At 61.3% G+C, this 23,989-nt stretch carries 20 protein-coding genes; 14 read left to right on the top strand and 6 right to left on the bottom strand.

Annotation, left to right across the window (positions count from 1 at the left end; genetic code table 11):
• The first annotated feature begins 90 nt into the window (after window positions 1-90).
• The gene (ampC, locus tag ACM6JM_RS25025) at window positions 91-1,257 is read left to right on the top strand and encodes a class C beta-lactamase (protein WP_414882699.1); all 1,167 of its coding nucleotides are present in this window, start codon (window positions 91-93) and stop codon (window positions 1,255-1,257) included.
• Window positions 1,258-1,318: 61 nt separating this feature from the next.
• On the opposite strand, the gene ACM6JM_RS25020 is transcribed toward ampC, so the two are convergent.
• Complete coding sequence (locus tag ACM6JM_RS25020) at window positions 1,319-1,633, bottom strand: hypothetical protein (protein ID WP_163975915.1); 315 nt, start codon at window positions 1,631-1,633, stop codon at window positions 1,319-1,321.
• 344 nt (window positions 1,634-1,977) lie between these two features.
• Here ACM6JM_RS25020 and ACM6JM_RS25015 point away from each other — a divergent pair, with 344 nt between their 5' ends.
• Window positions 1,978-3,126 (top strand): AAA family ATPase, encoded by a 1,149-nt coding sequence (locus tag ACM6JM_RS25015; RefSeq protein WP_163975916.1) that lies wholly within the window; start codon window positions 1,978-1,980, stop codon window positions 3,124-3,126.
• Window positions 3,127-3,281: 155 nt separating this feature from the next.
• Here ACM6JM_RS25015 and ACM6JM_RS25010 read toward each other — a convergent pair whose 3' ends face one another.
• The 3 genes from ACM6JM_RS25010 to ACM6JM_RS25000 form a co-directional block, all read right to left on the bottom strand.
• A complete protein-coding gene (locus ACM6JM_RS25010; RefSeq protein WP_414882698.1) occupies window positions 3,282-3,848 on the bottom strand; it encodes a DUF4174 domain-containing protein in 567 nt (188 codons plus the stop codon).
• A gap of 210 nt (window positions 3,849-4,058) precedes the next feature.
• Window positions 4,059-4,844 (bottom strand): sulfite exporter TauE/SafE family protein, encoded by a 786-nt coding sequence (locus ACM6JM_RS25005; RefSeq protein ID WP_039767649.1) that lies wholly within the window; start codon window positions 4,842-4,844, stop codon window positions 4,059-4,061.
• Window positions 4,845-4,940: 96 nt separating this feature from the next.
• Entirely contained in the window at window positions 4,941-5,690 is a 750-nt protein-coding gene (locus tag ACM6JM_RS25000; RefSeq protein WP_039767696.1) for a hypothetical protein, read from the bottom strand.
• 248 nt (window positions 5,691-5,938) lie between these two features.
• On the opposite strand from ACM6JM_RS25000, the gene ACM6JM_RS24995 reads away from it, so the two are divergent.
• The 3 genes from ACM6JM_RS24995 (at window position 5,939) to ACM6JM_RS24985 (ending at window position 8,499) form a co-directional block, all read left to right on the top strand.
• Window positions 5,939-7,087, top strand: coding sequence for an aldose epimerase family protein (locus tag ACM6JM_RS24995; RefSeq protein WP_414882697.1), 1,149 nt, complete (start codon window positions 5,939-5,941; stop codon window positions 7,085-7,087).
• Window positions 7,088-7,177: 90 nt separating this feature from the next.
• A complete protein-coding gene (locus ACM6JM_RS24990) occupies window positions 7,178-7,999 on the top strand; it encodes an aldo/keto reductase (RefSeq protein WP_414882696.1) in 822 nt (273 codons plus the stop codon).
• A gap of 29 nt (window positions 8,000-8,028) precedes the next feature.
• Complete coding sequence (locus tag ACM6JM_RS24985) at window positions 8,029-8,499, top strand: DUF1810 domain-containing protein (protein WP_085667491.1); 471 nt, start codon at window positions 8,029-8,031, stop codon at window positions 8,497-8,499.
• Here the strand turns inward: ACM6JM_RS24985 and ACM6JM_RS24980 are convergent.
• The gene (locus ACM6JM_RS24980) at window positions 8,464-10,824 is read right to left on the bottom strand and encodes a DNA polymerase II (protein ID WP_414882695.1); all 2,361 of its coding nucleotides are present in this window, start codon (window positions 10,822-10,824) and stop codon (window positions 8,464-8,466) included. The two genes, ACM6JM_RS24985 and ACM6JM_RS24980, sit on opposite strands and share 36 nt — an antisense overlap.
• 189 nt (window positions 10,825-11,013) lie before the next feature.
• Between ACM6JM_RS24980 and ACM6JM_RS24975 the strand changes: the two genes are divergently transcribed.
• Complete coding sequence (locus tag ACM6JM_RS24975) at window positions 11,014-11,454, top strand: CBS domain-containing protein (protein ID WP_007959054.1); 441 nt, start codon at window positions 11,014-11,016, stop codon at window positions 11,452-11,454.
• A gap of 134 nt (window positions 11,455-11,588) precedes the next feature.
• On the opposite strand, the gene ACM6JM_RS24970 is transcribed toward ACM6JM_RS24975, so the two are convergent.
• Window positions 11,589-12,212, bottom strand: a complete 624-nt coding sequence (locus ACM6JM_RS24970; protein ID WP_011335069.1) for a glutathione S-transferase N-terminal domain-containing protein — start codon at window positions 12,210-12,212, stop codon at window positions 11,589-11,591.
• A gap of 1,090 nt (window positions 12,213-13,302) precedes the next feature.
• Here ACM6JM_RS24970 and ACM6JM_RS24965 point away from each other — a divergent pair.
• From ACM6JM_RS24965 to ACM6JM_RS24930, 8 genes are all read left to right on the top strand, one after another.
• Window positions 13,303-14,127 (top strand): TonB family protein, encoded by an 825-nt coding sequence (locus tag ACM6JM_RS24965; protein ID WP_414882694.1) that lies wholly within the window; start codon window positions 13,303-13,305, stop codon window positions 14,125-14,127.
• A gap of 49 nt (window positions 14,128-14,176) precedes the next feature.
• Window positions 14,177-14,881, top strand: a complete 705-nt coding sequence (locus ACM6JM_RS24960; protein WP_085667488.1) for a MotA/TolQ/ExbB proton channel family protein — start codon at window positions 14,177-14,179, stop codon at window positions 14,879-14,881.
• Entirely contained in the window at window positions 14,881-15,282 is a 402-nt protein-coding gene (locus ACM6JM_RS24955) for an ExbD/TolR family protein (protein WP_011335072.1), read from the top strand. The genes ACM6JM_RS24960 and ACM6JM_RS24955 overlap by 1 nt, the downstream gene beginning before the upstream one ends.
• Before the next feature lie 208 nt (window positions 15,283-15,490).
• Window positions 15,491-18,196 carry a TonB-dependent receptor gene (locus tag ACM6JM_RS24950; RefSeq protein ID WP_414882693.1) on the top strand — a complete coding sequence of 902 codons (2,706 nt, stop codon included), beginning with the start codon at window positions 15,491-15,493 and terminating at the stop codon, window positions 18,194-18,196.
• Between the two features lie 110 nt (window positions 18,197-18,306).
• Complete coding sequence (locus tag ACM6JM_RS24945; RefSeq protein ID WP_414882692.1) at window positions 18,307-20,178, top strand: extracellular solute-binding protein; 1,872 nt, start codon at window positions 18,307-18,309, stop codon at window positions 20,176-20,178.
• A gap of 1 nt (window position 20,179) precedes the next feature.
• The gene (locus ACM6JM_RS24940; protein ID WP_085667485.1) at window positions 20,180-21,244 is read left to right on the top strand and encodes a microcin C ABC transporter permease YejB; all 1,065 of its coding nucleotides are present in this window, start codon (window positions 20,180-20,182) and stop codon (window positions 21,242-21,244) included.
• The gene (locus ACM6JM_RS24935) at window positions 21,244-22,266 is read left to right on the top strand and encodes an ABC transporter permease (protein WP_129974300.1); all 1,023 of its coding nucleotides are present in this window, start codon (window positions 21,244-21,246) and stop codon (window positions 22,264-22,266) included. Before ACM6JM_RS24940 ends, ACM6JM_RS24935 begins: the two co-directional genes overlap by 1 nt.
• 14 nt (window positions 22,267-22,280) lie before the next feature.
• Entirely contained in the window at window positions 22,281-23,894 is a 1,614-nt protein-coding gene (locus ACM6JM_RS24930; RefSeq protein WP_414882691.1) for an ABC transporter ATP-binding protein, read from the top strand.
• Window positions 23,895-23,989: the final 95 nt, after the last annotated feature.

The following is a 23,989-nucleotide window of genomic DNA, read 5'->3' as shown; positions in this document are numbered from 1 at the left end:
GATTTGGCGGCGCCGATCAGCCGGCCCGACGGAAAACGCTCGCAGTGTAGCGGGATAACACCATCAACACTCATGGAGAGTGGTTCAAGCATGTCTTCGATCAACCTGAATAAACTCAAGTCCTACAGCGCTTTCGGACTTTTCTTCAGCGCCGCCACTTGCCTGGCCGCCCCGCCAACCGACGATCAGTTGCAGGCGCTGGTCAAGGCCACCGTGACCCCGGTCATGCAGCAACAGAACATCGCAGGTCTCGCCGTGGCCGTGACAGTCGATGGCAAGGCGCATTACTTTAATTACGGTGTCGCCGACAAAAGCACCGGGCAAGCGGTAAGTGAAAACACCCTGTTCGAAATCGGTTCGGTGAGCAAAACCTTCACCGCGACCCTCGCCGGCTACGCCCAGGCCAGTGGCAAACTGGAGTTCTCCGACAAGGCCAGCCAGCACTGGCCCGAACTCAAAGGCAGCGCCTTCGACCACATCAGCCTGCTGCAACTGGGCACTTACAGCGCGGGCGGCCTGCCGCTGCAATTTCCGGATGCTGCGGATTCTTCCGACAAGATGCTCGGCTATTACCAACAGTGGAAACCGACGTATCCGGCCGGCAGTCATCGCCTGTATTCCAACCCGAGCATCGGCCTGTTCGGTTACCTGGCCGCAAAAAGCCTCGGCCAGCCTTTCAATCAGGTCATGACCGAAACCCTGCTGCCGAAACTCGGGCTCAAGCACACCTTCCTGTCGGTGCCGGCGTCTGAACAAAAGCTCTACGCCCAAGGCTATGACAAGAACAACAAACCGGTTCGAGTCAGCCCCGGCGCCCTCGACTCCGAAGCCTACGGCGTGAAAACCAGCGCCGCCGACCTGCTGCAATACGTCCAGGCCAACCTCGACACCGACAAACTCGAAACACCTCTGCAAAAAGCCATCGCCCTCACCCACACCGGCTACTACACCGTCGGCGACATGACCCAGGGCCTGGGCTGGGAACGCTACACCTACCCGATCAGCCTCGACCGCCTGCTGGACGGCAACTCGACGCCAATGGCCATGGAACCGCACAAGGTCAAATGGCTGAATCCGCCACAGCCTGAACCGGCGAACGTGCTGCTGAACAAGACCGGCTCCACCGCAGGCTACGGCGCATATGTCGCGTTTGTACCGTCGAAGAAAGTCGGGATCGTGATTCTGGCGAACCGCAATTACCCGAATGGAGAGCGGGTGAAGATTGCGCACAGGATTCTGGGTGAGTTGACCCGATAATCACGCCATAAAAAACGGGCGACCTGAGAAGGTCGCCCATTTTTGTTTGGGGGTTTGAATACTACGCCTGTAGCTTCCAGCCCAGTACATCCATCAGATCGCAGCTATCGCGCAGAGGGATTGCCAGCACCCTAGCGAAATCCTGCAGCAGCAAGGCGTCGTGGCCGGTGCCATCGCTGAGGGAAAGTGTTTCCAGCAGTTGAGTCACGCTGCGCAAGCGGTAGGCGGCAGTGCCGTGGAGTACGTCTACCGGGGCTTCGCGGTCGATCAGGAGGCAGGGAATCTGGCAGTCGATGCCGGTGATGGGGATGTAGCGGGGTTTGGGAGAATCTGTGTTCGTCGGCGTTTCGGGTGCGTTTGGATCTGATTTTTCCATGTGTGAATATCTCGATAACTAAAGGAACACGCCAACGGGTACTGGCGCAAATACGTTCTCGGTGATCATCGGACTTCCACATCCGGAGGCTGATTTTGCAGCGACCCAAATAGATTATCGGCCTATCACTCAAGCCACCAGTTCACCAACGCCGCCGCGTTTTGAAGGAAACGTCCGATGGGTTTGAAGGGTGTTGCCGCGTAAATTTCCGGGCACATTCAGCAATGATTTTCAAAGGTGACCGGCTGAAAGAGATGCATCTAAACTGCACCGCATTGCCGGGTTATCGCGGATGAAATGACGTTCGCCAAACACCTGACCGACTGAAACACAGAGGGGAATGAATGAAGATCGACAGCCTCAAACTCACGAATGTAGGTCGGTTCAATGACATCACCGTTCATTTGGCTCCTCTCTCCGGCCCCCATTCCAACGTCACAGTTTTCGTGGGAATCAACGGCGCCGGCAAAACCACCCTGCTGAAAGCGCTCACCACCTGCCTGAGCTGGCTGATAGCAAGAATTCGCACCCAAAGAGGCAATGGCAGCCATATCGCAGAGGAAGACATTCAAAACGGGACCCCGGCTGCCATCGTCTCGATCGCGGTAACAGAACCCGCACATCCGCGAGTCAATCCCGAGTCTGATCCCGATGAAGAAGACGATGTATTCGTATGGGGTATGTCACACAGCAAGCAGGAAGGGAAAACGGCTCTGAGCAGCTCCTTGGAAGATGTAAATCTGCTCGCCGATCACTATCGCGCCCTGCTGACAGCCGATGACAACGCCTCACTCCCCCTGATCGCCTACTATCCGGTGGAGCGATCGGTTCTCGAAATCCCGCTGAAAATCAAAAGCGGACACACCTTCGATCAACTGGCGGGCTACGACGACTCACTGAAATACAGCACCGACTTTCGCCGCTTCTTTGAATGGTTTCGAGAGCGTGAAGACAGCGAAAACGAGTCCGGCATTTCCGATTCCGCATTGAACGAAATAGCTCAAAAGTTTGGTGCTGAAAGCGAAGCCTGGAAGACGTTATCCGAGCTCAAAGCTTCGTCCCGTGACTCCCAACTGACGGCCGTCCGCTGCGCCATCGCGGCCTTCATGCCGGGCTTCACCAACCTGCGAATACAGCGACAACCTCGCCTGCACATGGCGATCGACAAGGACGGCGTCACTTTGAATGTCGCCCAATTGTCACAAGGCGAAAAATCGATGCTGGCGCTGGTCGGTGACATCGCCCGCCGACTGGCCATGATGAACCCGTCACTAGACAATCCGCTCCACGGCGAAGGCATCGTCCTCATCGATGAAGTGGACCTTCATCTGCATCCGGAATGGCAGCTCAACCTTATCCAGCAATTGAGCAAAACATTTCCAAACTGCCAATTCGTGCTGACAACCCAGTCTCCCTTGGTCGTTAGCGAAGCAAAAGATGCACTGGTTTACGTGCTGAATGACGACGAGCTTTATGAGCGCAATAGCCTTTGAAAATTCCATGCCAGTCAGATGCGGACCTGCATCGCAAAACAGGGCTGAAATGTCATCCATGACCGCCTGCGATCATCTTCAGATCAAAACACCGAGGGCAAAAAAAATGGCGAACGCTTGATAACGTTCGCCATTTTATTCAGAGCCTGCCGCAATCAGTCATCCGGCATTTCCGGCGGCTTGGCCGGTTTGGTTGGCTTCGCCGGTTTGGTCCCTTTTGCGCCTTTGGCCGGTGCGGGTTCTACAGCAGCCGGGGCGGTGACCACGGTGGAAGTGGCTTCTTTTTCAGCGGCAGGCAACGCATCAATGGTGTCGAAAATCTTCTTCAAATCGACCGCCGCCGCTTCATCCCCCGAAGCCGTCAGTTTGGTCTCGCCATCCTTGCCCACCAGAAATACCTTCGGATACGCCCCCGCACCCAGCTTCAGCGAGCGCAACAGCGCCATGGTTTGCTGCTGCTCGAGGCTTTTGCCATCGACCTGACCGCTCATGCTCAGGATGGTGTAGACCTTGATCTTGCGGTCGGCGATGCCTTGTTTGTTGGCCGGGTCGTCCAGCGCTTTTTTCAGGCTGACCCAATAAGAATCGACCGTACTGGAAGCGATCACGATCAATGGGCGGTTAATGCCCTTGTCGACGTCCAGAGGGGAATCGCCGTCGGCGGCGAACAGGGGGCCGGCAATCGCCAGCAAGAGTGTCAGGGTCAGTGACCTGATGAGCATGCGCATCTCCTTTTGATATCCACGCTCTAATGATTGCGCATCGCGGCGATTGTTCCGGAGGCTGCCCGGCAAAAGTGTTTCGCCTTGCCCAAAGCTTAGGTCAGCACCGGTTTTGCGCAACCGGATGGGCGCGACCCTGCGCCCATTTGTTTACCTTTCATGCCCCGCCAGCCTGACGCTCGACCCTTCGGGGTCATGGATGCTCGCCGATCAGAACGCCAGCTTGTAACCGATCAACACCAGCATCGTCGCCAGGCACGGGCGTAGCAGTTCATCGGAGACGCGGCCGGTCAGGTGGCTGCCAAGCCAGATGCCCGGCAGCGAGCCGACCAGCAGAAAGCCCAGCACGCCCCAGTCCATGTTGCCCATGCTCGCGTGGCCGAGGCCGGCGACCAGGGTCAGCGGGACGGCGTGGGCGATTTCGGTGCCGACCAGGCGGCGGGTCGGCAGCAGCGGATAGAGGATGAACAGTGCGACGGTGCCGAGGGCACCGGCGCCGATGGAGGTCAGGGCGACCATGGTGCCGAGGATCAGACCGGTGATCACGGTCATGCCATTCAGGCGCGCACCGCTGGGGTTGTAGTTGCCGCCGGCGCGTTTGTGGGCGAATTCCAGCAGGCGCTTCTTGAACAGAATCGCCAGCGCCGTGGCGAACAGCACGAAGCCCAGCGCTTGCTTGATGATGGCGTTCATCGCATCCGGCGCGGTGTGCAGGGTGCTGAGGAACCACAAGGTCATCGCCACCGCCGGGACACTGCCCAGGGTCAGCCAGCCAGTGATGGCCCAGTCGATGTTCTTGTTCTTCCTGTGCACCAGCACGCCACTGGATTTGGTGATGGCCGCGTACAGCAGATCCGTGCCCACCGCCGTGGCCGGATTGATGCCGAACCACAGCAGGATCGGCGTCATCAACGAACCGCCGCCGACACCGGTCATGCCGACGATGAACCCCACCACCAGCCCGGCAATCACCAGGCCGAAATTTGCCAATTCCATTAAGACGTCCAGACAAACCACAGGAAAAATCCGGCCCGCAGCATAACCAGTTTTCTTATAACGCCCTATATCGATCGGATCTATCGTTATGCCATTTCACTGCACGGGCAAAAAATTCAAAAACAACAGGCTCTGGGCGTAATTCAGGCCAATGCGCCGGTAGCGCTCGTCGAGCATCTGGGTCAGCAGATCCAGACGCGCCACGACTTTGCCGAACTCCGTGGCGAAGCTCAGATTGCTGCCCTCTTCGGAAATCTCGTTGGAAAACAGCAGCGGCTGGCCATCCTTGTTCTGCCGCTGGGCGAGGATCCACGTGGCTTTCTCGATGTTGCGCGCGGCGTTGTTGACGAAGGTCGGGTTGATCGCATCGGTCATGTAGAACTCGGTGCGGTTGCCGTGGGCGGTGACCAGCATGCTGCCGATCGCATAGATGAACGCGCCGACCCGGTCGCCGAGGAATTCCGGGCTCATGGCATAGCTCAGTGCCGCCAGATCTTTCTTGCCGCCGAGAGTCGGCAAAGGTTGCTGTTGCTCGATGGCCAGCCGCACCTGTTTGACCGCCGTGCGAATGTCGAGAAAACCGGATTTGCGCAGCTCCTCAGGGTTACGCAGGTACAACTTGCCCATCAAGCGATAGAGGCTGTCGAGGTTGTCACGCATCGCCAGAGTTGCCATGCGGTCGACACTGGTCTGGAGAAATTCCTGAGGCCTGCCCTCGCGCATCTGGGTGATGAAATTGTTGCCGTCCTGATGGCTGCAACCGCCGAGCAACAGCGTCGACAGGCAGGCCAGTAGCAAGCACGGGCGATGAATGAATGCAGCGATGGGGTGCAAAACTCTCGGCATGAATTCTTTGACGGACACGTTCCTGTGCGGCGGAAGTCACCGCACCCTGGCCATGGATAGAGCCGGGGATTTCGCAAAAGTGCAGTGCCGACGTGGATTCCCGACCTTCGGCGCCGTTGGCTTAATCAATTTAGTCCGACTTTATTTTTGCATTAACCGTTTAATCCGCTATAAATTCCCACTCACCCGTTAATTAGCATGACTATTTACCGATTTTTCAAAACAACAACAAAAAGGAAGGTCAACCCATGCTTCAATCCCGACACTCACTCTGCGGCCTCGGACTGTCCCTGATGATCGCCACCCTCTCCGCCCAGGCCGCCGGCCTGTCCAGCGAACACAAAGCCTTCGGCAAAACCAATGACGGCACGCCGGTCGAGCAATACATCCTGCGCAACAGCCACGGCATGCAAGCCACGGTCATCACCTACGGCGCGACCTTGCAGGCGCTGCAAGTGCCGGACAAGCACGGCAAGCTCGACGACATCGTCCTCGGTTTCGATGATGTGCAGGGTTATCAGAAAGGCACCGCGTACTTCGGCGCAACCATCGGCCGTTTCGGCAATCGCCTGGCCGACGGTGCGTTCGAGCTCGACGGCAAACGCTACCAGGTGCCGCAGAACGACAAGACCAACGCCTTGCACGGCGGCACTCAGGGCTTCGACAAAAAGGTCTGGAAGGCGAAGGAAACCAAGGACAAGGATTCGGTCGGCGTGACCCTGACCTATCTGTCGGCGGATGGTGAAATGGGTTTCCCCGGCAACCTCACCACCGAGGTGACCTACCGCCTCACCGACAGCAACGAACTGCGCATCGACTACAAGGCCAGCACCGACAAACCGACCGTGCTCAACCTGACCAACCACAGCTACTTCAACCTTGCCGGCGCCGGCAATGGCGACATCCTCAAGCAAGTCGCCACCCTGCACGCCAGTCACTACACCCCGGTCACCGCCAAGCTGATCCCGACCGGCGAACTGGCGCCCGTGGCCGGCACGCCAATGGACTTCACCAAACCGACCGCCATCGGCCAGCACATCAAGGCCGACCATCCGCAGTTGAAATTCGCTGAAGAGAAAAAAGGCGGCTTCGATTTCAACTGGGCGCTGGACACCAAGGGAGACGTCAGCAAACTCGCCGCCGAAGTCAGCGACCCGCAATCCGGTCGCCACTTGCAGCTGTTCACCAACGAACCGGGCGTGCAGTTCTACACCAGCAACTTCCTCGACGGCACGGTCAAGGGCAAGGGTGGCAAGGTCTATCCGCACTGGGGCGCGTTCACCCTGGAGACTCAGCACTACCCGGATTCGCCGAATCAGCCGAACTTCCCGAGCACCCGGCTCGATCCCGGCCAGACCTACACCCAGAGCGTGGTGTTGAAGTTCTCCGCCAGGTAAGCACCTGACCTCCTTTCTGGAACCGGACGGAACCCGTGGGCTATTCTGCTGCCCACTCAAGGTATCGACCGTTTCAGAAAGGAGGTTTGAATGCGTACCCTCGAATTGGCTGGCGTGCAGGTGCCGGTGATTGGCCAGGGCACTTGGCGCATGGGCGAAGACCGTTCGGCGCACAAGCGTGAAGTGGCGGCCTTGCGCAGTGGCATCGAACTGGGGATGACCCTGATCGACACTGCGGAAATGTACGGTGAAGGCGGTGCCGAAACCGTCGTCGGCGAAGCCATTGCCGGCCTGCGCGATCAAGTGTTCCTGGTGAGCAAGGTCTACCCGCACAACGCCAGTCGCAAGGGCATTCCCCAGGCCTGCGAGCGCAGTCTGCGCCGGCTCGACACCGATTACATCGACCTCTATCTGCTGCATTGGCGCGGCCAGTATCCGCTGGAAGAAACCGTCGAGGCGTTCGAGCGTCTGCGCGAGGCCGGCAAGATCGGTCGCTGGGGCGTGTCGAATTTCGATGTCGACGATCTTGAGGAACTGTCGAGTTCGGTCTGCGCGACCAATCAGGTGCTGTACAACCTGGAAGAACGCGGCATCGAATTCGACCTGCTGCCGTGGTGCCAACAGCAGCGCATGCCGTTGATGGCGTACTGCCCGATCGGCCAGGGCGGCGCGATGCTGGTCGAGCCGGTGCTGAAACAGATTGCCGCTCGTCACGGCGTGACCCCGGCACAGGTTTCGCTGGCGTGGATTCTGCGTCAGGATGGGGTGATTGCGATTCCCAAGGCCGTGCGCCCGGAACACGTGCAGCTCAATGCACAAGCCGCGCAGCTGCAACTCGATGCCGGGGATCTGGCGGCGCTGGACCAGGCGTTTCACGCGCCAAAACGCAAGCAGCGGCTGGCCATGGTCTGAGCCACCGCCGACTGACAGAGGGCTTCGCCATGAGAAGCACTGATCAGGACGATCCATTCAACCTGCAACGCTTCGTGCTTGCCCAGGACCCGGTGTTCGAACGGGTCCAGCGCGAGCTCGGCGAGGGCCGCAAGCGCAGCCACTGGATGTGGTTCGTGTTCCCGCAGTTCGCCGGGCTCGGCGGCAGCGAGATGTCGCGACGGTTCGCGATCAACTCGGCGCCGGAAACCCGCGCCTATCTCGACCACCCTTTGCTCGGCGCCCGGCTGCGGACTTGCACGCAGCTTGTGCTGAATGTTCAGCAGCGTTCGATTGCCGAGATATTTGGCCATCCGGACGACCTGAAATTCCACTCATCAATGACCCTGTTCGCCCAGTTCGCTGTCGACGACAGCCCTTGGCATCAGGCGCTGGAGCGTTTCTTCCACGGCATTCAGGACGAGTGGACCCTGCAACTGCTGGACTCAAAACAGGCCCAGTTGTCCCCCGATCAGGGTTGAGAAATCGTCGTCGACAAACGGCAGGATCGCATCCGCCACCGGTTGCAGCTGGCGAGTGATGTAGTGGTCGTAGTCGATGGCCGCGCGGCGCACTTCCAGCGGCTCGGGGCCGGCCAGGGTGATGACGTAGCTGATCCAGCCACCGTTCTGGTACTGGCGCGGGCGACCGTGTTGCGCGTTGTAATCATCGGCCAGCCGCGCGGCGCGCACGTGGGGCGGCACGTTGCGTTCGTAGTCGTCGAGGGTGCGGCGCAGGCGCTTGCGGTAGACCAGTCGCTCGTCGAACTCGCCGGCCAGGGTCTTGCGCACATACTCGCGCACGTAATCCTGATACGGCTTGCGCTGGAAGATCCGCTCGTACAGCTCCTGCTGAAATTGCCGGGCCAGCAGCGACCAGTCGGTGCGCACGGTTTCCAGGCCTTTGTAGACCATTTCCTCGCTGCCGTCGGCGCGGGTCACCAGGCCGGCGTAGCGCTTTTTGCTGCCCTCCTCGGCGCCACGGATGGTCGGCATCAGGAAGCGCTTGTAGTGGGTCTCGAACTGCAATTCGAGGGCGCTTTCCAGCCCATACTGCTCACGCACATGCTCGCGCCACCAGTCGTTGACGTGCGCAACCAGCGCCCGGCCGATGGTCGCCGCCTCTTCCTGACCATGGGGGCGACGCAGCCAGACGAACGTCGAGTCGGTATCGCCATAAATCACCGCGTGGCCCTGGGCTTCGATCAGCTGCCGGGTGCGCAGCATGATCTCGTGGCCGCGCAGGGTGATCGATGACGCCAGCCGCGTATCAAAAAACCGGCAACCGCTGGAACCGAGCACGCCGTAAAAGGCGTTCATGATGATCTTCAACGCCTGGGACAGCGGCGCGTTGTGCTCGCGCTTGGCGGTCTCGCGGCCCTCGGCGACCCGAGCGACGATGGACGGCAGGCAATGCCGGGTACGGGAGAAGCGCGCACCGCGAAAACCTGGCACCGAGTCGCTGTCATCGGGATGCTGCAAGCCTTCGATCAATCCCACCGGATCGATCAGAAAAGTGCGGATGATCGACGGATAAAGGCTCTTGTAGTCGAGCACCAGCACCGATTCGTACAGCCCCGGTTGCGAGTCCATGACAAATCCGCCGGGGCTGGCCTGCGGAGGATTGGTGCCGAGGTTAGGCGCTACAAAACCCTGACGGTGCATCAACGGCATGTACAAATGCGTGAACGCCGCCACCGAGCCGCCGCTGCGATCCGCCGGCAGGCCGGTGACGCTGGCGCGCTCAAGCAAAAATTTCAGCAGTTCGGTCTTGGCGAAGATCCGCGTGACCAGCTCGCAGTCCTTGAGGTTGTACTTGGCCAGCGCCGGTTTGTCCTCGGCGAACATGCGGTTGATCTCGTCCATGCGCTGGTACGGATTGTCGATGGACTTGCCTTCGCCAAGCAAAGTCTGGGCGACGTTTTCCAGGCTGAACGAGGGAAAGCTCCAGGTCGCCGAACGCAGGGATTCGATGCCGTCGATGATCAACCGTCCCGCCGCTGCAGCGAAGTAGTGATTGCGGCTGCCGTGTTCGCGCCACTGCATTTCCTCGCCGCCGCGCCCGAGCTTGAGCGGCACGCCGAGGCGCCGGGCGTGTTCGTGGAGGATGCGCAGGTCGAACTGCACGAGATTCCAGCCGATGATCGCGTCGGGGTCGTGGCAGGCGAACCAGTCGTTGAGCTTCTTCAGGATCAGGGTGCGCGACTCGCAGTACTCGAGATCGAAGTCGACGATGCTGTGATCGCCGTTCGGTGCGCCGAGCATGTACACCTGCCGCTCGCCGCAGCCCTCCAGCGCGATGGAATACAACTCGCCCTGCTCGGTGGTTTCGATATCCAGCGAGACCAGCCGCAGTTGCGGGCGATAGTCAGGTGAAGGTTTGAGGTGGGCGTCGAGCAACACGCCGTCGGCATCGGGCGTGCCGCTGAACCAGACGGGCGCGGTGATGAAACGCTCCATCAGGTAGCGCTCGGGCGGTCGCACGTCGGCTTCGAAGACATCGACACTGTGCCGGTTGAGCGCGGTTTCGAGGCGCATCAACTGACCATGCTGCTGGCAATACAGCCCGAGCACCGGGCGATGCTCGAAATCCTGCAGGGCCAAGGGGCGCAGCTCCACGCTCTTTTCGTCCGCCAATACCCGCTCGGCCTGCTCACGCTGCGCCGCCGGGATGAACGCCACCGACGGCTGATGCGGCAGGCGCACACGGCGCGGCCCGGCGTCGGTCGCCAGCCAGAACTCGACTTCGGTGCCGGCCGGGGTGTCGCGCCAATGCCGGGTCAGGACGAAGCCCTGCTGTAAATCCACCACTGCAACCTCAGGAATTGATTCAGACGGGCATTCTACGCGGCATTGCCGCAAGCGGTGACACAGGCCTCGCCATGAAAAACCCGGTCAAATGACGTTTTTTGCGTGTTTTCTGCCGTTTTGCGGCCTTGCCCTGCGCGCCTGCGTCTACGATGCTTGGAGAACAACGACAACACCTGAGTAACCGCCATGAAAACCGTCGCCCAGCTGCTCAAGCTCAAAGATCAGAAAAATCAGGAAGTGCACCAGATCAAACCCGATCACATGGTGCTCGAAGCGCTGATGAAAATGGCCGAGAAGAACGTCGGCGCCTTGCTCGTGGTGGAAGACGACAAAGTGGTGGGCATCATCAGCGAGCGCGATTACGCGCGCAAACTGGTGCTGCACGGGCGCTCCTCGGTGGGCACGCCGGTGCGCGACATCATGGTGGCGAACGTGATCACGGTGGACACCCACCAGACCGTCGACACCTGCCTTGGCATCATGTCCGACAAACGCCTGCGTCACTTGCCCGTGGTGGAGGACGGCAAACTGATCGGCCTGCTGTCGATCGGCGACCTGGTCAAGGAAGCGATTGCCGAACAGGCCGAGCTGATCAAACAGCTGGAGCAGTACATTCGCGGGGAATAGTTCCGGTTTGATCGTTCCCACGCTCTGCGTGGGAACGCCTCTTGTGACGCTCTGCGTCACGCTTTGGGACGCGGAGCGTCCCGGGCTGCATTCCCACGCGGAGCGTGGGAACGATCAACATTCGCGGGGAGTGATCAGCCGGGCCAATGCCGCGCAAAGACCGGCGCCAGCACCGGGTGCCGGTCGATGCGCTGCAGCCACGCATGGAAACCGGGTCGGGCCTGGCGCAGGTGTTCGCGGGCACCGGCCCAGCGCGTGACCACCGCCGCCAGCACATCCAGCGCCCCCGGTGTTTCATCGTCCAGGTACAGCTCGGCCGAGAACTGATCGGCAAACACCTCCCAACTCCAGTGCAGTCGTTCCCGCGCACCCGCCATCAGATTCTGTCGCGAGGCCTCGTCCGGCATCACCAGCCAGCGTTCCGGGTAATCAATGATCCCGATGGCCGCATAACAATTGCTGACGATGTACACCAGGCCCCGAATCGCCTGATCGCGGTCAGCGCCGTTGGCCGGCAGCAGGCCGGATTGCGCAAAGCTTTGCCCCAGATGAATCAGGATCGCCGCACTTTCGGTGATGACACTGCCGTCCGGCAGCTGCAGGGTCGGGATCTGTTTGAGCGGATTGAGCCGCGCCAGCTCCTGCGCCGCTTCCGCACTGGCCTCGATATCGATGAAGCGGTAAGCCACCTGGCACAGCTCGAGCGCCGCCTCGATGGCCGCTGCTCCTGAGTTGCGGTGTCCGTAGAGCTGATACATATCCCCTCCTCCACTGCGAAAGGCATCCCGCCTGGCCCTATTTATAGCCGTTGTATCGAATTTGGCACGGATTGCGCATTCATCGGCAGCTTGCGAATCCCTGATCTCGCAAAACAGCGCTGGCGGTGCCCATCCCGCACCAAGAGCAATCAGCGAACGCTATCCGCGTTCTTGTAAGGTGCGATACCGAACCAAAAGTTCGCGTATCCGAGCTGGCAACAAGGAGTTCACCGCGTGAATCTTCATCTGCTGCGCCACCCTCTTCTCTCGATGCCCGTTTACCTGCGCCGCGTTCGCCCGCCGAACAGTCCGTGCATTCCTTTTATTACCTGAACACCTGCACTATTTATTTTTTAAATAGCACGCAAGCAGTCATTGCGTGCGCGCTGCATTAATGAATGCCAGAACAGATTGTTCGACAATAACTTTCAGACAGCACACCCGTACAACTTTTGCTGTTCGGAGTTGATGCTCGAAGCGCACCAAAACTGCACTTCCAGTCATTACATCGTTCATGCGGAACGACCGACTTTACTTAAACAAGAACAAGGAACATCGCCTGTGACCCGCTAAAACCCTGACCCGCACCAAATCAGTCCGCCACGCACCATCACGCGCCCTGGCCGACACGAGAACAGCCGCTCTATCTCGCTGAACAGCGCGATACCGCGCCAGAGCTGTCTCGCCCTGAAAAAAGCCCTGCAAACAGGGCCATCGGGAGGTTATGCGCCCAGGAAAACCGGCCTGGTTAATGAAACTTATATAAATGCGACATACGTATCACCCATGAAATAACCGATACACATTTGGTCACTCTTTGGCACAGCGGTTGCTATTGCATCAACCATGAGGGCACGAATGATGTTTGCCACTCAATTGCACACTCACTTATAAAAGAACAGCCACGGACCGGATCAATGAACCATCGAAGTCGACATTACTGAAGCAATAAGCTGCACAAGCCCTGTTCAATAGATAGTTCAACTATCGGCTTCTGCACACCTGTATGAAAGTTGCGACCACTCACTCGAACAACGCCCTGTTGTTCGAACGGCACCTTATTGCCCTTCATCCACCCGAGGGAGCTTTAATGAACGATGCGGTAAAGCACAGAAGTCCGCCGGGGCCCTTGCGGGAAGCGCCGCTCCCGTCGGTTGCGGGCCGGCCCGTGTTTAAGGCCAACACTTCGCAGCCCGGCGGCCTGAACAAACAGCAGATGCTGTTGCTGGTGGCGGTGTCGGCCTTGATACACGGCGGCGCCTGGTGGTTTTTCCAGCAGGCGCGGGCCGAGCCGCTGCCCACGCCGCCGGAAATTCCGGAAATGACCGTCGAGCTGACCAGCCCGACACCGCCGGCCCCGCCGACACCGGAGCCGCCGCCCCCACCACCGCCACCGCCACCGCCCGAACCGGAACAACCGGTGGAAGACGAGGACGCGGTCAAGCCGCCGCCCAAACCGGTCGAGAAACCCAAGCCGATCGAAAAACCGAAACCGGTCGAGAAACCCAAACCGGTGAAAAAGGCCGAGCCACCGAAAGCACCGCCCGCCCCTGCACAACCGGCAGCGCCTGCCGCCCCGGCCACCCCGAGCGCGCCTCCGGCACCTGCTGTGGCGCCGGGGCCGGTGAAAGAGTCGGCGGCGATTTCCGGCCTCGCCAGCCTCGGCAACCCGCCGCCGGAATACCCGTCGCTGGCACTGCGGCGCAACTGGGAAGGCAGCGTGGTGCTGCGGATTCAGGTGCTGGCCAACGGTCGCGCCGGTTCGGTGACGGTGACCAAATCCAGCGGCAAGCCGCAACTGGATGACGCGGCGGTCGCGGCGGTGAAGGCCTGGAAGTTCATCCCGGCCAAGCGCGGCGACACACCGATCGACGGCTTCGCCACCCAGACCATCGATTTCAAATTGCCGCAATGACGGCACAACAACCGAACTCACAACCGATTAACGCAAGCGAGGTGTAGCCATGAACGATTCTCTGTCTTCGATGATTGTCCCCGGCGTGCTCTGGGGGCTGGTGCTGTTTTCCGTGGTCAGTTGGGCGATCCTGCTGGTCAAGTCGGCGCAATACCTGCGCCAGAAAACCCAGAACAAGCAATTCAGCAAAGCCTTCTGGGGCGCGCCGGACCTGCTGACCGCCGCCGAACACGCCAGCCAGTATCCGGGCTCCCTGGCGCGGATCGCCAGCAGCGGTTTCGAAGCCTTGCTGGTGGAAGAATCCCCGCGCACCACCCAACAACTGGCGCACACCATCAACCGTGCCGACCGCCTGGAACGCAACCTGCGCCAGCAGATCCAGAAGGAACGCCGCTCACTGGAAAACGGCCAGGCGATCCTCGCCAGTATCGGCAGCACCGCGCCGTTCATTGGCCTGTTCGGCACGGTGTGGGGAATCATGGAAGCCCTGCAAAGCATCGGCGCCAGCGGTTCGGCCAGCCTGGAAACCGTGGCCGGGCCGATCGGCCACGCGCTGATCGCCACCGGTGTGGGGATTGCCGTCGCGGTACCGGCGGTACTGATTTACAACTTCTTCCTGCGGCGCCTGAAGCTGGCTTCGGCGGACATGGATGACTTCGCCCACGACTTTGACGCCCTCGCCTCGCGCAGTGCGTTTTCCATCAGCCGCCAGGCCATCGCCAAATCCACGGCCGCCGTGCGGGAGGCCAGCTGATGTCCTTTTCCACTCAAGACAGCGATGAAGTGCTCAGTGAAATGAACGTCACGCCGCTGGTGGACGTGATGCTCGTGCTGCTGGTGGTGTTCATCGTCACCGCGCCGCTGATGACCAACGCGATCAAGGTCAACCTGCCAAAAACCGACGCCGTCGCTCCCGCCGAAAAGAAGGATCCGGTGGTGGTCAGCGTCGATCAGGACGGCAAGTTCTTCCTGGCCAAGACTGAGCTGGCGCCGGAATCACTGGAGGCCAGCCTCAAGGAGGTCAAGGCCAAAGATGCCGACGTACGCGTGCAGCTGCAGGCCGACTCCGCCGTGAATTACGGCCAGGTCGCCAAAGCCATGGCGTCCATCGAGCGCTCGGGCATCACCAAGATATCGGTGATGACCACCCGCTGACGGCGGTGCCGGGCGCGCTGTGAGGGACGCGCCCGACACCGTTCGTTGAATCCCGTCGCAATCGGCCGACCGAAAAAACGCAGCGCGTCTTCGGAGGGGATCGGCTTGCTTGAAGAAAGTGGTTTTCGCGGCGCGGCACCACCGTGCTCCGTGCAAAGAGGGCTCACAAGGCCATTTCGATAAACGTCTAACAAAGTCGGAAACAACCATGCTGATGAACACTCCACGCTTCACGCTCAAACCCTTGGTGGCGACGATTTCCCGCCACCGTTTCGTTCCGTTGTACCTGGTGGCCATGGGGATGGGCGCCGGGGTTCAGGCTGCCGAGGACGACAACAGCGTCCCGGCCGCTGCGGCGGTGGTCGCGCCGACCACGCAACTGCAACGGGTCGAAGTGACCGGTTCGGCGATCCGTCGGGTCGACGCGGAAACGGCGGTGCCGATCACCGTGCTCAAGGCCGAAGAGCTGCGCAAACAGGGCGTGACCACCACCGCCGAACTGGTGCAGCGCATCACCGGCAGCCAGTCGATCAACAACAGCGCAGGCTCGGTCGGCGCGGCCACCGGCGGCGCCTCGTTCGCCGACATGCGCGGCATCGGCGCGAACAAGACGCTGGTGCTGCTCAACGGTCGCCGGCTGGCCAACAACGCCCTGTCGGGCACCAACTCGGCCGGTGGCGCGGTGGATCTGAACATGATCCCGTTTGCCGCGATCGAGCGCGTGGAAGTGCTGCGCGACGGCGCCTCGGCCCTGTACGGCACCGACGCCATCGGTGGCGTGATCAACTTCATCACCAAGAAATCCATGACCGACGGCCAGCTCACCCTCGGCGGCGAAACCCCGACCCACAGCGGCGGCGGTGCGACCAAGGACATGAGCGCAAGCTGGGGCTACGGCGACCTGGAGCAGGACCGCTTCAACGTGCTCGGCGTGTTCAACTACAACAAGCAGCAGAACCTCGACGCCAACGACCGCTCCTTCGCCCGTGACTACGTGCCTGGCCGAGGTCTGGACCAGACCTCCGGCACCGCGTTCCCCGGCAACTACAGCCAGAACGGCAATGCCACCAACCCACTGGCCAACAGCAATTGCAACGGCCCCAACCTGGTGGCCCGCGACGGCCTCTGCCGCTTCAGCACCCGGGAATTCATCGACCTGGTGCCGCAGACCGAGAAGACGTCGTTCTTCGGCAAGACCACCGGCAAACTGGCCGACGACCACAACGTCAACCTTGAATACTTCTGGTCGCGCAACAACAACGCCACCGCTGTCGGCCCGGCGCCATTGACCGGCCTGAGCCTGGATTCGTCCTCGCCCTACTATCCCGGCAACGGCATCACCCCGGCGCCCACCGGTTTCGCCCTCGACCCGACGCAACCGGTGGACGTGAACTGGCGCGAAACCGCCGCGGGCCCGCGCGAATCGAAAGACCAGAACACCAGCCAGCGCTTCTTGCTGAGCTTCGACGGTCTGGTCGGCGGCTGGGACTACAACGTCGGCGCCTCGTACAACCAGAACAAGATCGTCTCCAGCGTCACCAGCGGCTACGTCAGCGATCAGGCGATGATCGACGGTTTGGCCAGCGGCCTGCTCAACCCGTTCGGCCCGCAGACCAGCGCCGGTCAGCAGTACATCGACCAGGCCATGTACCACGGTGCCTATTCCACGGCGGTCGGTCGGGTCGCCGGTTTCGACGGGCGGATCAGCCGCGAAATCGGTGACTGGTTCGGTGCCGGTCCGTCCGGCCTGGCCCTGGGCGGCGAGTACCGCAAAGAGAAATTCCACCAGGACTTCGAAGCCTTCGCCGGCGACATCCAGAGCCTGGGCATCGACCCGGCCGGCAGCGTCGAGGGCGACCGCAGCGTGAAAGCCGCCTACGCGGAAATCAACGTGCCGGTGCTCGACAGCCTGGAACTGTCCGCCGCTGTGCGTCACGACAAATACAGCGACTTCGGCAGCACTACCAACCCGAAATACTCGTTCCGCTATCAGCCGCTCAAGGAGCTGGTGGTGCGCGGCGCCTACAGCGAAGGCTTCCGCGCGCCGTCGCTGTATGAGTTGTATTCGCCGCGCAGCATCACCTACACCCAGGGCTACTACAACGACCCGGTGCTGTGTACCGGCGGCGTGGTGCAACCGGGCGGCAACGGCGGGCGCGATTGCGGTCAGCAGTTCCTCAACCAGATCGGCGGCAACGAAGACCTGGCCCCGGAGAAAGCGCGCAACGTGACGCTGGGCTTCGTCTATCAGCCGGTCAGCAATCTGTCAGTCGGCCTGGATTTCTGGTGGATTCACATCTCGAACCAGATCCAGCCGTTCCCGGAATCCACCGTGTTCGATCAGGCCGGCAGTTACCCTGACCGCTTCGTGCGCAACGCCGATGGCACGCTCAACTACATCGTCACCGGCAACGCCAACCTCGGCATCGTCGAAACCAACGGCGTCGACGTGTCGCTGGACTATCGCTTCCCGAACACGCCGTACGGTCAATTCGGTCTGGGCCTGCAAGGCACTTATGTCGACGAGTACGACTTCCAGAGCACCATCAAGGGACCGTTCACCGACAAGGTCGGCGACTTCAAGGGTGACGGGGTGATTGCCCGCTGGAAACACAACCTGACCGGGTCCTGGACCTTCGGTGCAGCCCGCGCGGCGCTGACCAACCGCTTCACCACCGGCTACAACGACTACGACCGCGAGACCAACGCGCGGGTCGCGTCGTATTCGGTGTGGGACCTGTCGGCCGGTTACACCTTCGACAAGGTGCTGGACGTCGATGCCGGGGTGAAGAACCTGTTCGACCGCGATCCGCCGTTCTCCAACCAGGCCTACAACTTCCAGAGCGGTTATGACCCGCGCTACACCGATCCGCTGGGCCGCACGCTGTTTGCGCGCATGACGTACCACTTCTGAGTCCCGGTCGGGGCCGCGCAAGACTCCGGCCGGCCCCTTCCCCTTGCGAATTCGCATCCCGCAGCGGCCTGCCGCCGCTTCGGGTTTTTCCGGCTCAGAGGAACGACTTCATGACATTCATGCGCAACATGGCCGGCCTGCTGCTCGGCAGCGCGCTGCTGTGCAACGCGGCAGCTGCGCTGGCCGGCGGCAGCTACGCGATGACGGTGTACGGCGAGGCGCCGAAATACCCCGCCGGTTTTCAGCACTTCGATTTCGTCAATCCCGACGCCCCCAAGGGCGGCTCGCTCAGCCGCGCTTCGATGGAGATCGGTCAGTACAACTACATCACCCCGTATGCCGATCAGGGTATTTCCGTGGTGCAGGTCAACGACTGGGTGTATTCGCCGCTGGCGTTCCGCTCGCTGGACGAGCCCTACACCGTCTACGGTCTGGTGGCGCAAACCATGGAGCGCGATCCCGACGGTCTGTGGGTGCGTTTCAACCTGAATCCCGAGGCGCGTTTCGCCGACGGCACGCCGATCACCGCCGAGGACGTGCGCTACACCTTCGAACTGTTGATGACCAAGGGCAGCCTGAGTTATCGCCAGCAATATGCCGACGTGCAGGATGTACTGATCGAAGGCCCGCGACAGATTCGCTTCACCTTCAAGAACAACCTCAACCGCACCCTGGCGCTGGATCTGGCGTCGCTGCGGCCGGTGCCCGAGCACTGGTGGGAAACCCGCGACTTCGCCAACGGCGGCGGTTTCGAAGCCCCGCTGGGCAGCGGCCCGTACCGGGTAAGCAAGGTCGATGCGGGACGCAGCATCAGTTTCCAGCGTGACCCGCAGTGGTGGGGCAAAGACCTGCCGGTCAGTCGCGGGATGTACAACTTCGACAGCCTGACCGTGAATTTCTACGGCGACACCGACGTCGCCCGGCAACTGCTGCAGGCCGGCGCATTCGACTACAACCGCGAGTTTTCCTCGTCCGGTTACGTGGTCGGCTACGACAGCCCGGCCCTGCGTGACGGTCGCCTGCAACAGGCGATTCTCGCCCCGGACAAACCGACCAGCGCCCAGGGTTTCGTGTTCAACCTGCAGAACCCGCTGTTCAAGGATCGCCGCGTGCGTCAGGCGCTGAGCCTGCTGTGGGATTTCGAGTGGACCAACAAGCAGATGATGCGCGGCTTCTACGTGCGCCAGAACAGCTACTGGCCGAAGAGTGAAATGGCCGCTACCGCACTGCCCGACGCCGAAGAACTGGCGATCCTCGAACCGCTGCGCGGACAGATTCCGGACGAGGTTTTCAGCCGGGTCTATCAGGCACCGAAAACCGATGGCAGCGGCTACATCCGCGACAAGCAATTGCAAGCCCTGAAGCTGCTGGCCGAGGCCGGATGGACGCCGAAAAACAATCGGCTGGTGAACGCCGCCGGCGAGCCCTTCGAATTCACCTTCCTCGACGGCCAGGGCGGCTTCGACCGCATGCTGCTGCCGTACAAACGCACCCTGGCGCAGATCGGCATCACCCTGAATCTGCGACGCATCGATTCGGCGCAGTACATCAACCGGCTCAACGCCCGGGACTACGACATGATCGTTACCAGTTTCCCGCGCAGCGGCGATCCGATCGTCTCGCCGGGCCGCGAGTTGTACAGCCTGTATGCCTCGCAGAGCGCCACGCAGGTCGGCAGCTCCAATTCGATGGTGCTGGCCAACCCTGCGGTGGACCGGCTGATCGACGGCCTGGTCCAGGCCAATACCCGCGACGCCATGGTGCGTTACGCCCGCGCCCTCGACCGGGTGCTGCAATGGGGTGACTACATGATTCCCAACTACTACTCCAAAGGCACGCCGACGGTGTTTCAGAACCGCTTCGGCAGGCCGGCGGTGCAGCCGATCTACAGCGAAGGCCTCGACACCTGGTGGGAGGTTTCGGCCAAGCCGCTGACCAATCAGCAGATGAGCGCCCTGCGCCAGCTCGCGGGGGGCCAGTGACATGTGGCGTTATCTGAGTCGACGTCTGTTGCTGATCATCCCGACGCTGTTGTGCATTCTGGTGGTCAACTTCGTCATCGTGCAGGCCGCGCCCGGCGGCCCGGTGGAACAGGCCATCGCCCGCCTGCAAGGCTTCGGCGGGCACAGCATGGGCGGTGCCAGCGAGGTCACCGCGATCGGCGGTGCCGGGCGCAGCAGCCGTGGTCTGGACCCGGCACTGATCGAAGAGATCAAACACCACTACGGCTTCGACAAACCGATGCACGAACGCCTGTGGCTGATGCTGAAAAACTACGCGCAACTGGACCTGGGCAGCAGTTTCTTTCGCGGTGCCAAGGTCACCGATCTGATCGTGCAGAAGCTGCCGGTGTCGCTGTCCCTCGGCCTGTGGGCGACCTTGATCACCTACCTGATCTCGATCCCGCTGGGCATTCGCAAGGCAATCAAAAACGGCAGCGCTTTCGATGTCTGGAGCAGCACGGCGATCATCGTCGGCTACGCGATGCCGGCGTTTCTGTTCGCGATTCTGTTGATCGTGGTGTTCGCCGGGGGCAGCTACGTCAACTGGTTTCCGGTACAGGGGCTGGTCTCGGACAATTTCGACAGCCTGAGTCTGTGGGGCAAGCTCGGCGACTACCTCTGGCACCTGGTGTTGCCGGTGACGGCGCTGGTGATCGGCGGTTTTGCGACGCTGACGATCCTGACCAAAAACAGCTTCCTCAACGAGATCAGCCGCCAGTACGTGATCACCGCGCGCGCCAAGGGCCTGACCGAAAGACGCGTGCTCTACGGCCATGTGTTTCGCAACGCGATGCTGCTGGTGGTGGCCGGTGTGCCGTCGGCGTTGATCGAGGTGTTTTTCGCCGGCTCGCTGCTGATCGAAACCATCTTCAACCTCGACGGCCTCGGGCGCATGAGCTACGAAGCGGCGGTGTCGCGAGACTACCCGGTGGTGTTCGGCACGTTGTTCCTGTTCACCCTGTTCGGCCTGTTGATCAAGCTGATCGGCGACCTCTGCTACACCCTGCTCGACCCGCGCATCGACTTCTCGGCGAGGACTGCCTGATGTTCACACTCTCCCCTCTGGGCCGGCGGCGCATCGCCCAATTCAAGGCCAACCGTCGCGGGCGCTGGTCGCTGTGGCTGTTCATCGGGCTGTGCCTGATCTGCCTCGGCGGCGAACTGATCGCCAACGACAAGCCGCTGGTGATCCGCTACCACAACGCCTTTTACTTCCCGATCCTCAGCGAGTATCAGGAAACCGATTTCGGCGGCGAACTGCCGTTCCAGCCGGATTACGCCAGCAATTACGTGCACAAACTGATCGAGGATCAGGGCGGCTGGATGCTGTTCCCGCCGATCCCGTTCAGCTACGACACGGTCAATTACGACCTCACTGAACCGGCGCCGAGTCCGCCGTCCTCCAGCAACTGGCTGGGCACCGACGATCAGGCCCGGGACGTGTTGGCGCGGGTGATTTTCGGCACGCGGATTTCGATCCTGTTCGCGCTGATTCTCACGGCCGTCAGTGCGCTGATCGGCATCGTCGCCGGGGCGTTGCAGGGTTATTACGGCGGCTGGGTCGACTTGCTCGGGCAACGGGTGCTGGAAATCTGGTCGGGGCTGCCGGTGCTGTACCTGCTGATCATTTTGTCCGGGTTCGTCTCGCCGAGTTTCTGGTGGCTGCTGGGGATCATGGCGCTGTTTTCCTGGCTGGCACTCGTGGACGTGGTGCGCGCCGAGTTCCTGCGCGGGCGCAGCCTGGAATACGTCAAGGCCGCGCGGGCCCTGGGCCTGACGGACAGCGAGCTGATGCGCCGGCACATTCTGCCCAACGCCATGACCTCCACCCTCACCTATCTGCCGTTCATTCTGACCGGCGCCATCGCCACCCTCACCGCGCTGGATTTTCTCGGCTTCGGCATGCCCGCCGGCACCGCGTCGCTGGGGGAACTGATCGGCCAGGCCAAGCGCAATCTGCAAGCGCCGTGGCTGGGGCTGACGGCGTTTTTTGCCCTGGCGCTGATTCTGTCCCTGCTGGTGTTTATCGGCGAAGCCTGCCGTGACGCGTTCGATCCGCGATCCTGATCCCCGGAGCTGAAATGACCGATAACCTGATTGAAATCCGCGACCTGCGCGTCGCCTTCGCCGGGCACGAAGTGGTGCACGGCGTGAACCTCGATATCCGCCGTGGCGAGTGCCTGGCACTGGTCGGTGAATCCGGCTCGGGCAAGTCGGTGACGGCCCACTCGATCCTGCGTTTGCTGCCAGGCAAAACCGTCAGCAGCACGGGCAGCATCCGCTACAACGGCGTGGACTTGCTGCACGCCAGCGAACAGCAGATGCGCAGCTTGCGCGGCAACCGCATCGCAATGATTTTCCAGGAGCCGATGACCTCGCTGAACCCGCTGCACACGGTGGAGAAACAAATCAGCGAAGTGCTGGAGATCCACAAGGGACTCAAGGGCCGTGCCGCGCGCCAGCGCACGCTGGAACTGCTGGAACTGGTCGGCATTCGCCAGCCGTTGCAGCGCCTGAAGGCCTATCCGCACCAGCTCTCCGGCGGCCAGCGGCAACGGGTGATGATCGCCATGGCGCTGGCTAACGAACCGGAATTGCTGATCGCCGACGAACCGACCACGGCGCTGGACGTGACCGTGCAACAGAAGATTCTCGAGTTGCTGATCGAGTTGCAGCAACGCCTCGGCATGTCGCTGCTGCTGATCACTCACGACCTCAATCTGGTGCGACGCATCGCCCAGCGGGTGTGCGTGATGCGCCACGGGGAAATCGTCGAACAGGCCGATTGCGCAACGCTGTTCCGCACGCCGCAGCATCCTTACAGCCGCCTGCTGATCGAGGCGGAACCGTCGGGCGCACCGGTGCCGAGTCGCTACGATCACAACCTGCTGGAGGTGGACGATCTGAAAGTCTGGTTCCCGCTGCCCAAGGCGCTGTTCAGTCGCACTCAGGAGTACATCAAGGCTGTGGACGGCGTGAGTTTCCGGCTGCAACGGGGCAAGACCCTGGGCATTGTCGGCGAGTCCGGCTCGGGCAAGTCGACGCTGGGCCAGGCGATTCTGCGGCTGGTGGAATCCGAGGGCGATATTCGCTTCGGTAACAAGCATTTGAGCCTGCTCAATCAGCGCTTGATGCGCCCGTTGCGCCGGCAGATTCAGGTGGTGTTCCAGGACCCGTTCGGCAGCCTCAGCCCGCGAATGTCGGTACAGCAGATCATCGCCGAAGGCCTGCTGACCCACGGCATCGGCACGGCTGAGGAACGTGAGGCAGCGGTGATCCGCGTGCTGGAGGAAGTCGGCCTCGATCCGCAGAGCCGGCATCGCTATCCCCACGAATTTTCCGGCGGCCAGCGCCAGCGCATTTCCATCGCCCGGGCGCTGGTGCTGGAACCGGCGTTGATTCTGCTCGACGAACCGACCTCGGCACTGGATCGCACGGTGCAGAAACAGGTGGTGGAGTTGTTGCGGCAATTGCAGATCCGCCATGGGCTGACGTACCTGTTCATCAGCCATGACCTGGCGGTGGTGCATGCGCTGGCGCACGACTTGATGGTGATCAAGGACGGCAAGGTGGTCGAACAGGGAGCGTCGCGCCAGATTTTTGCGGCGCCGCAGCATGCCTATACCCAGGAACTGCTGAAAGCCTCCGGCCTGGCATTGGCAAAAACCGGGAAAGAGCTGGTTACAACAATCTGACTTTCAGTGCTTTCCGTCAGTGCTTTCAGATTTATTTTCCGGCCACTGCATCCAAACCGCTCCGTCACGGGTAGTCCCTGTAACAGCCCTCTTTC

The sequence above is a fragment of the Pseudomonas sp. IT-P2 genome, from assembly GCF_949767575.1.
In the GTDB taxonomy this organism is placed as follows: domain Bacteria; phylum Pseudomonadota; class Gammaproteobacteria; order Pseudomonadales; family Pseudomonadaceae; genus Aquipseudomonas; species Aquipseudomonas pharyngis.
The sequence above is the reverse complement of the archived record's forward strand: the minus strand, read 5'-3'. Positions and strand labels throughout refer to the sequence as shown.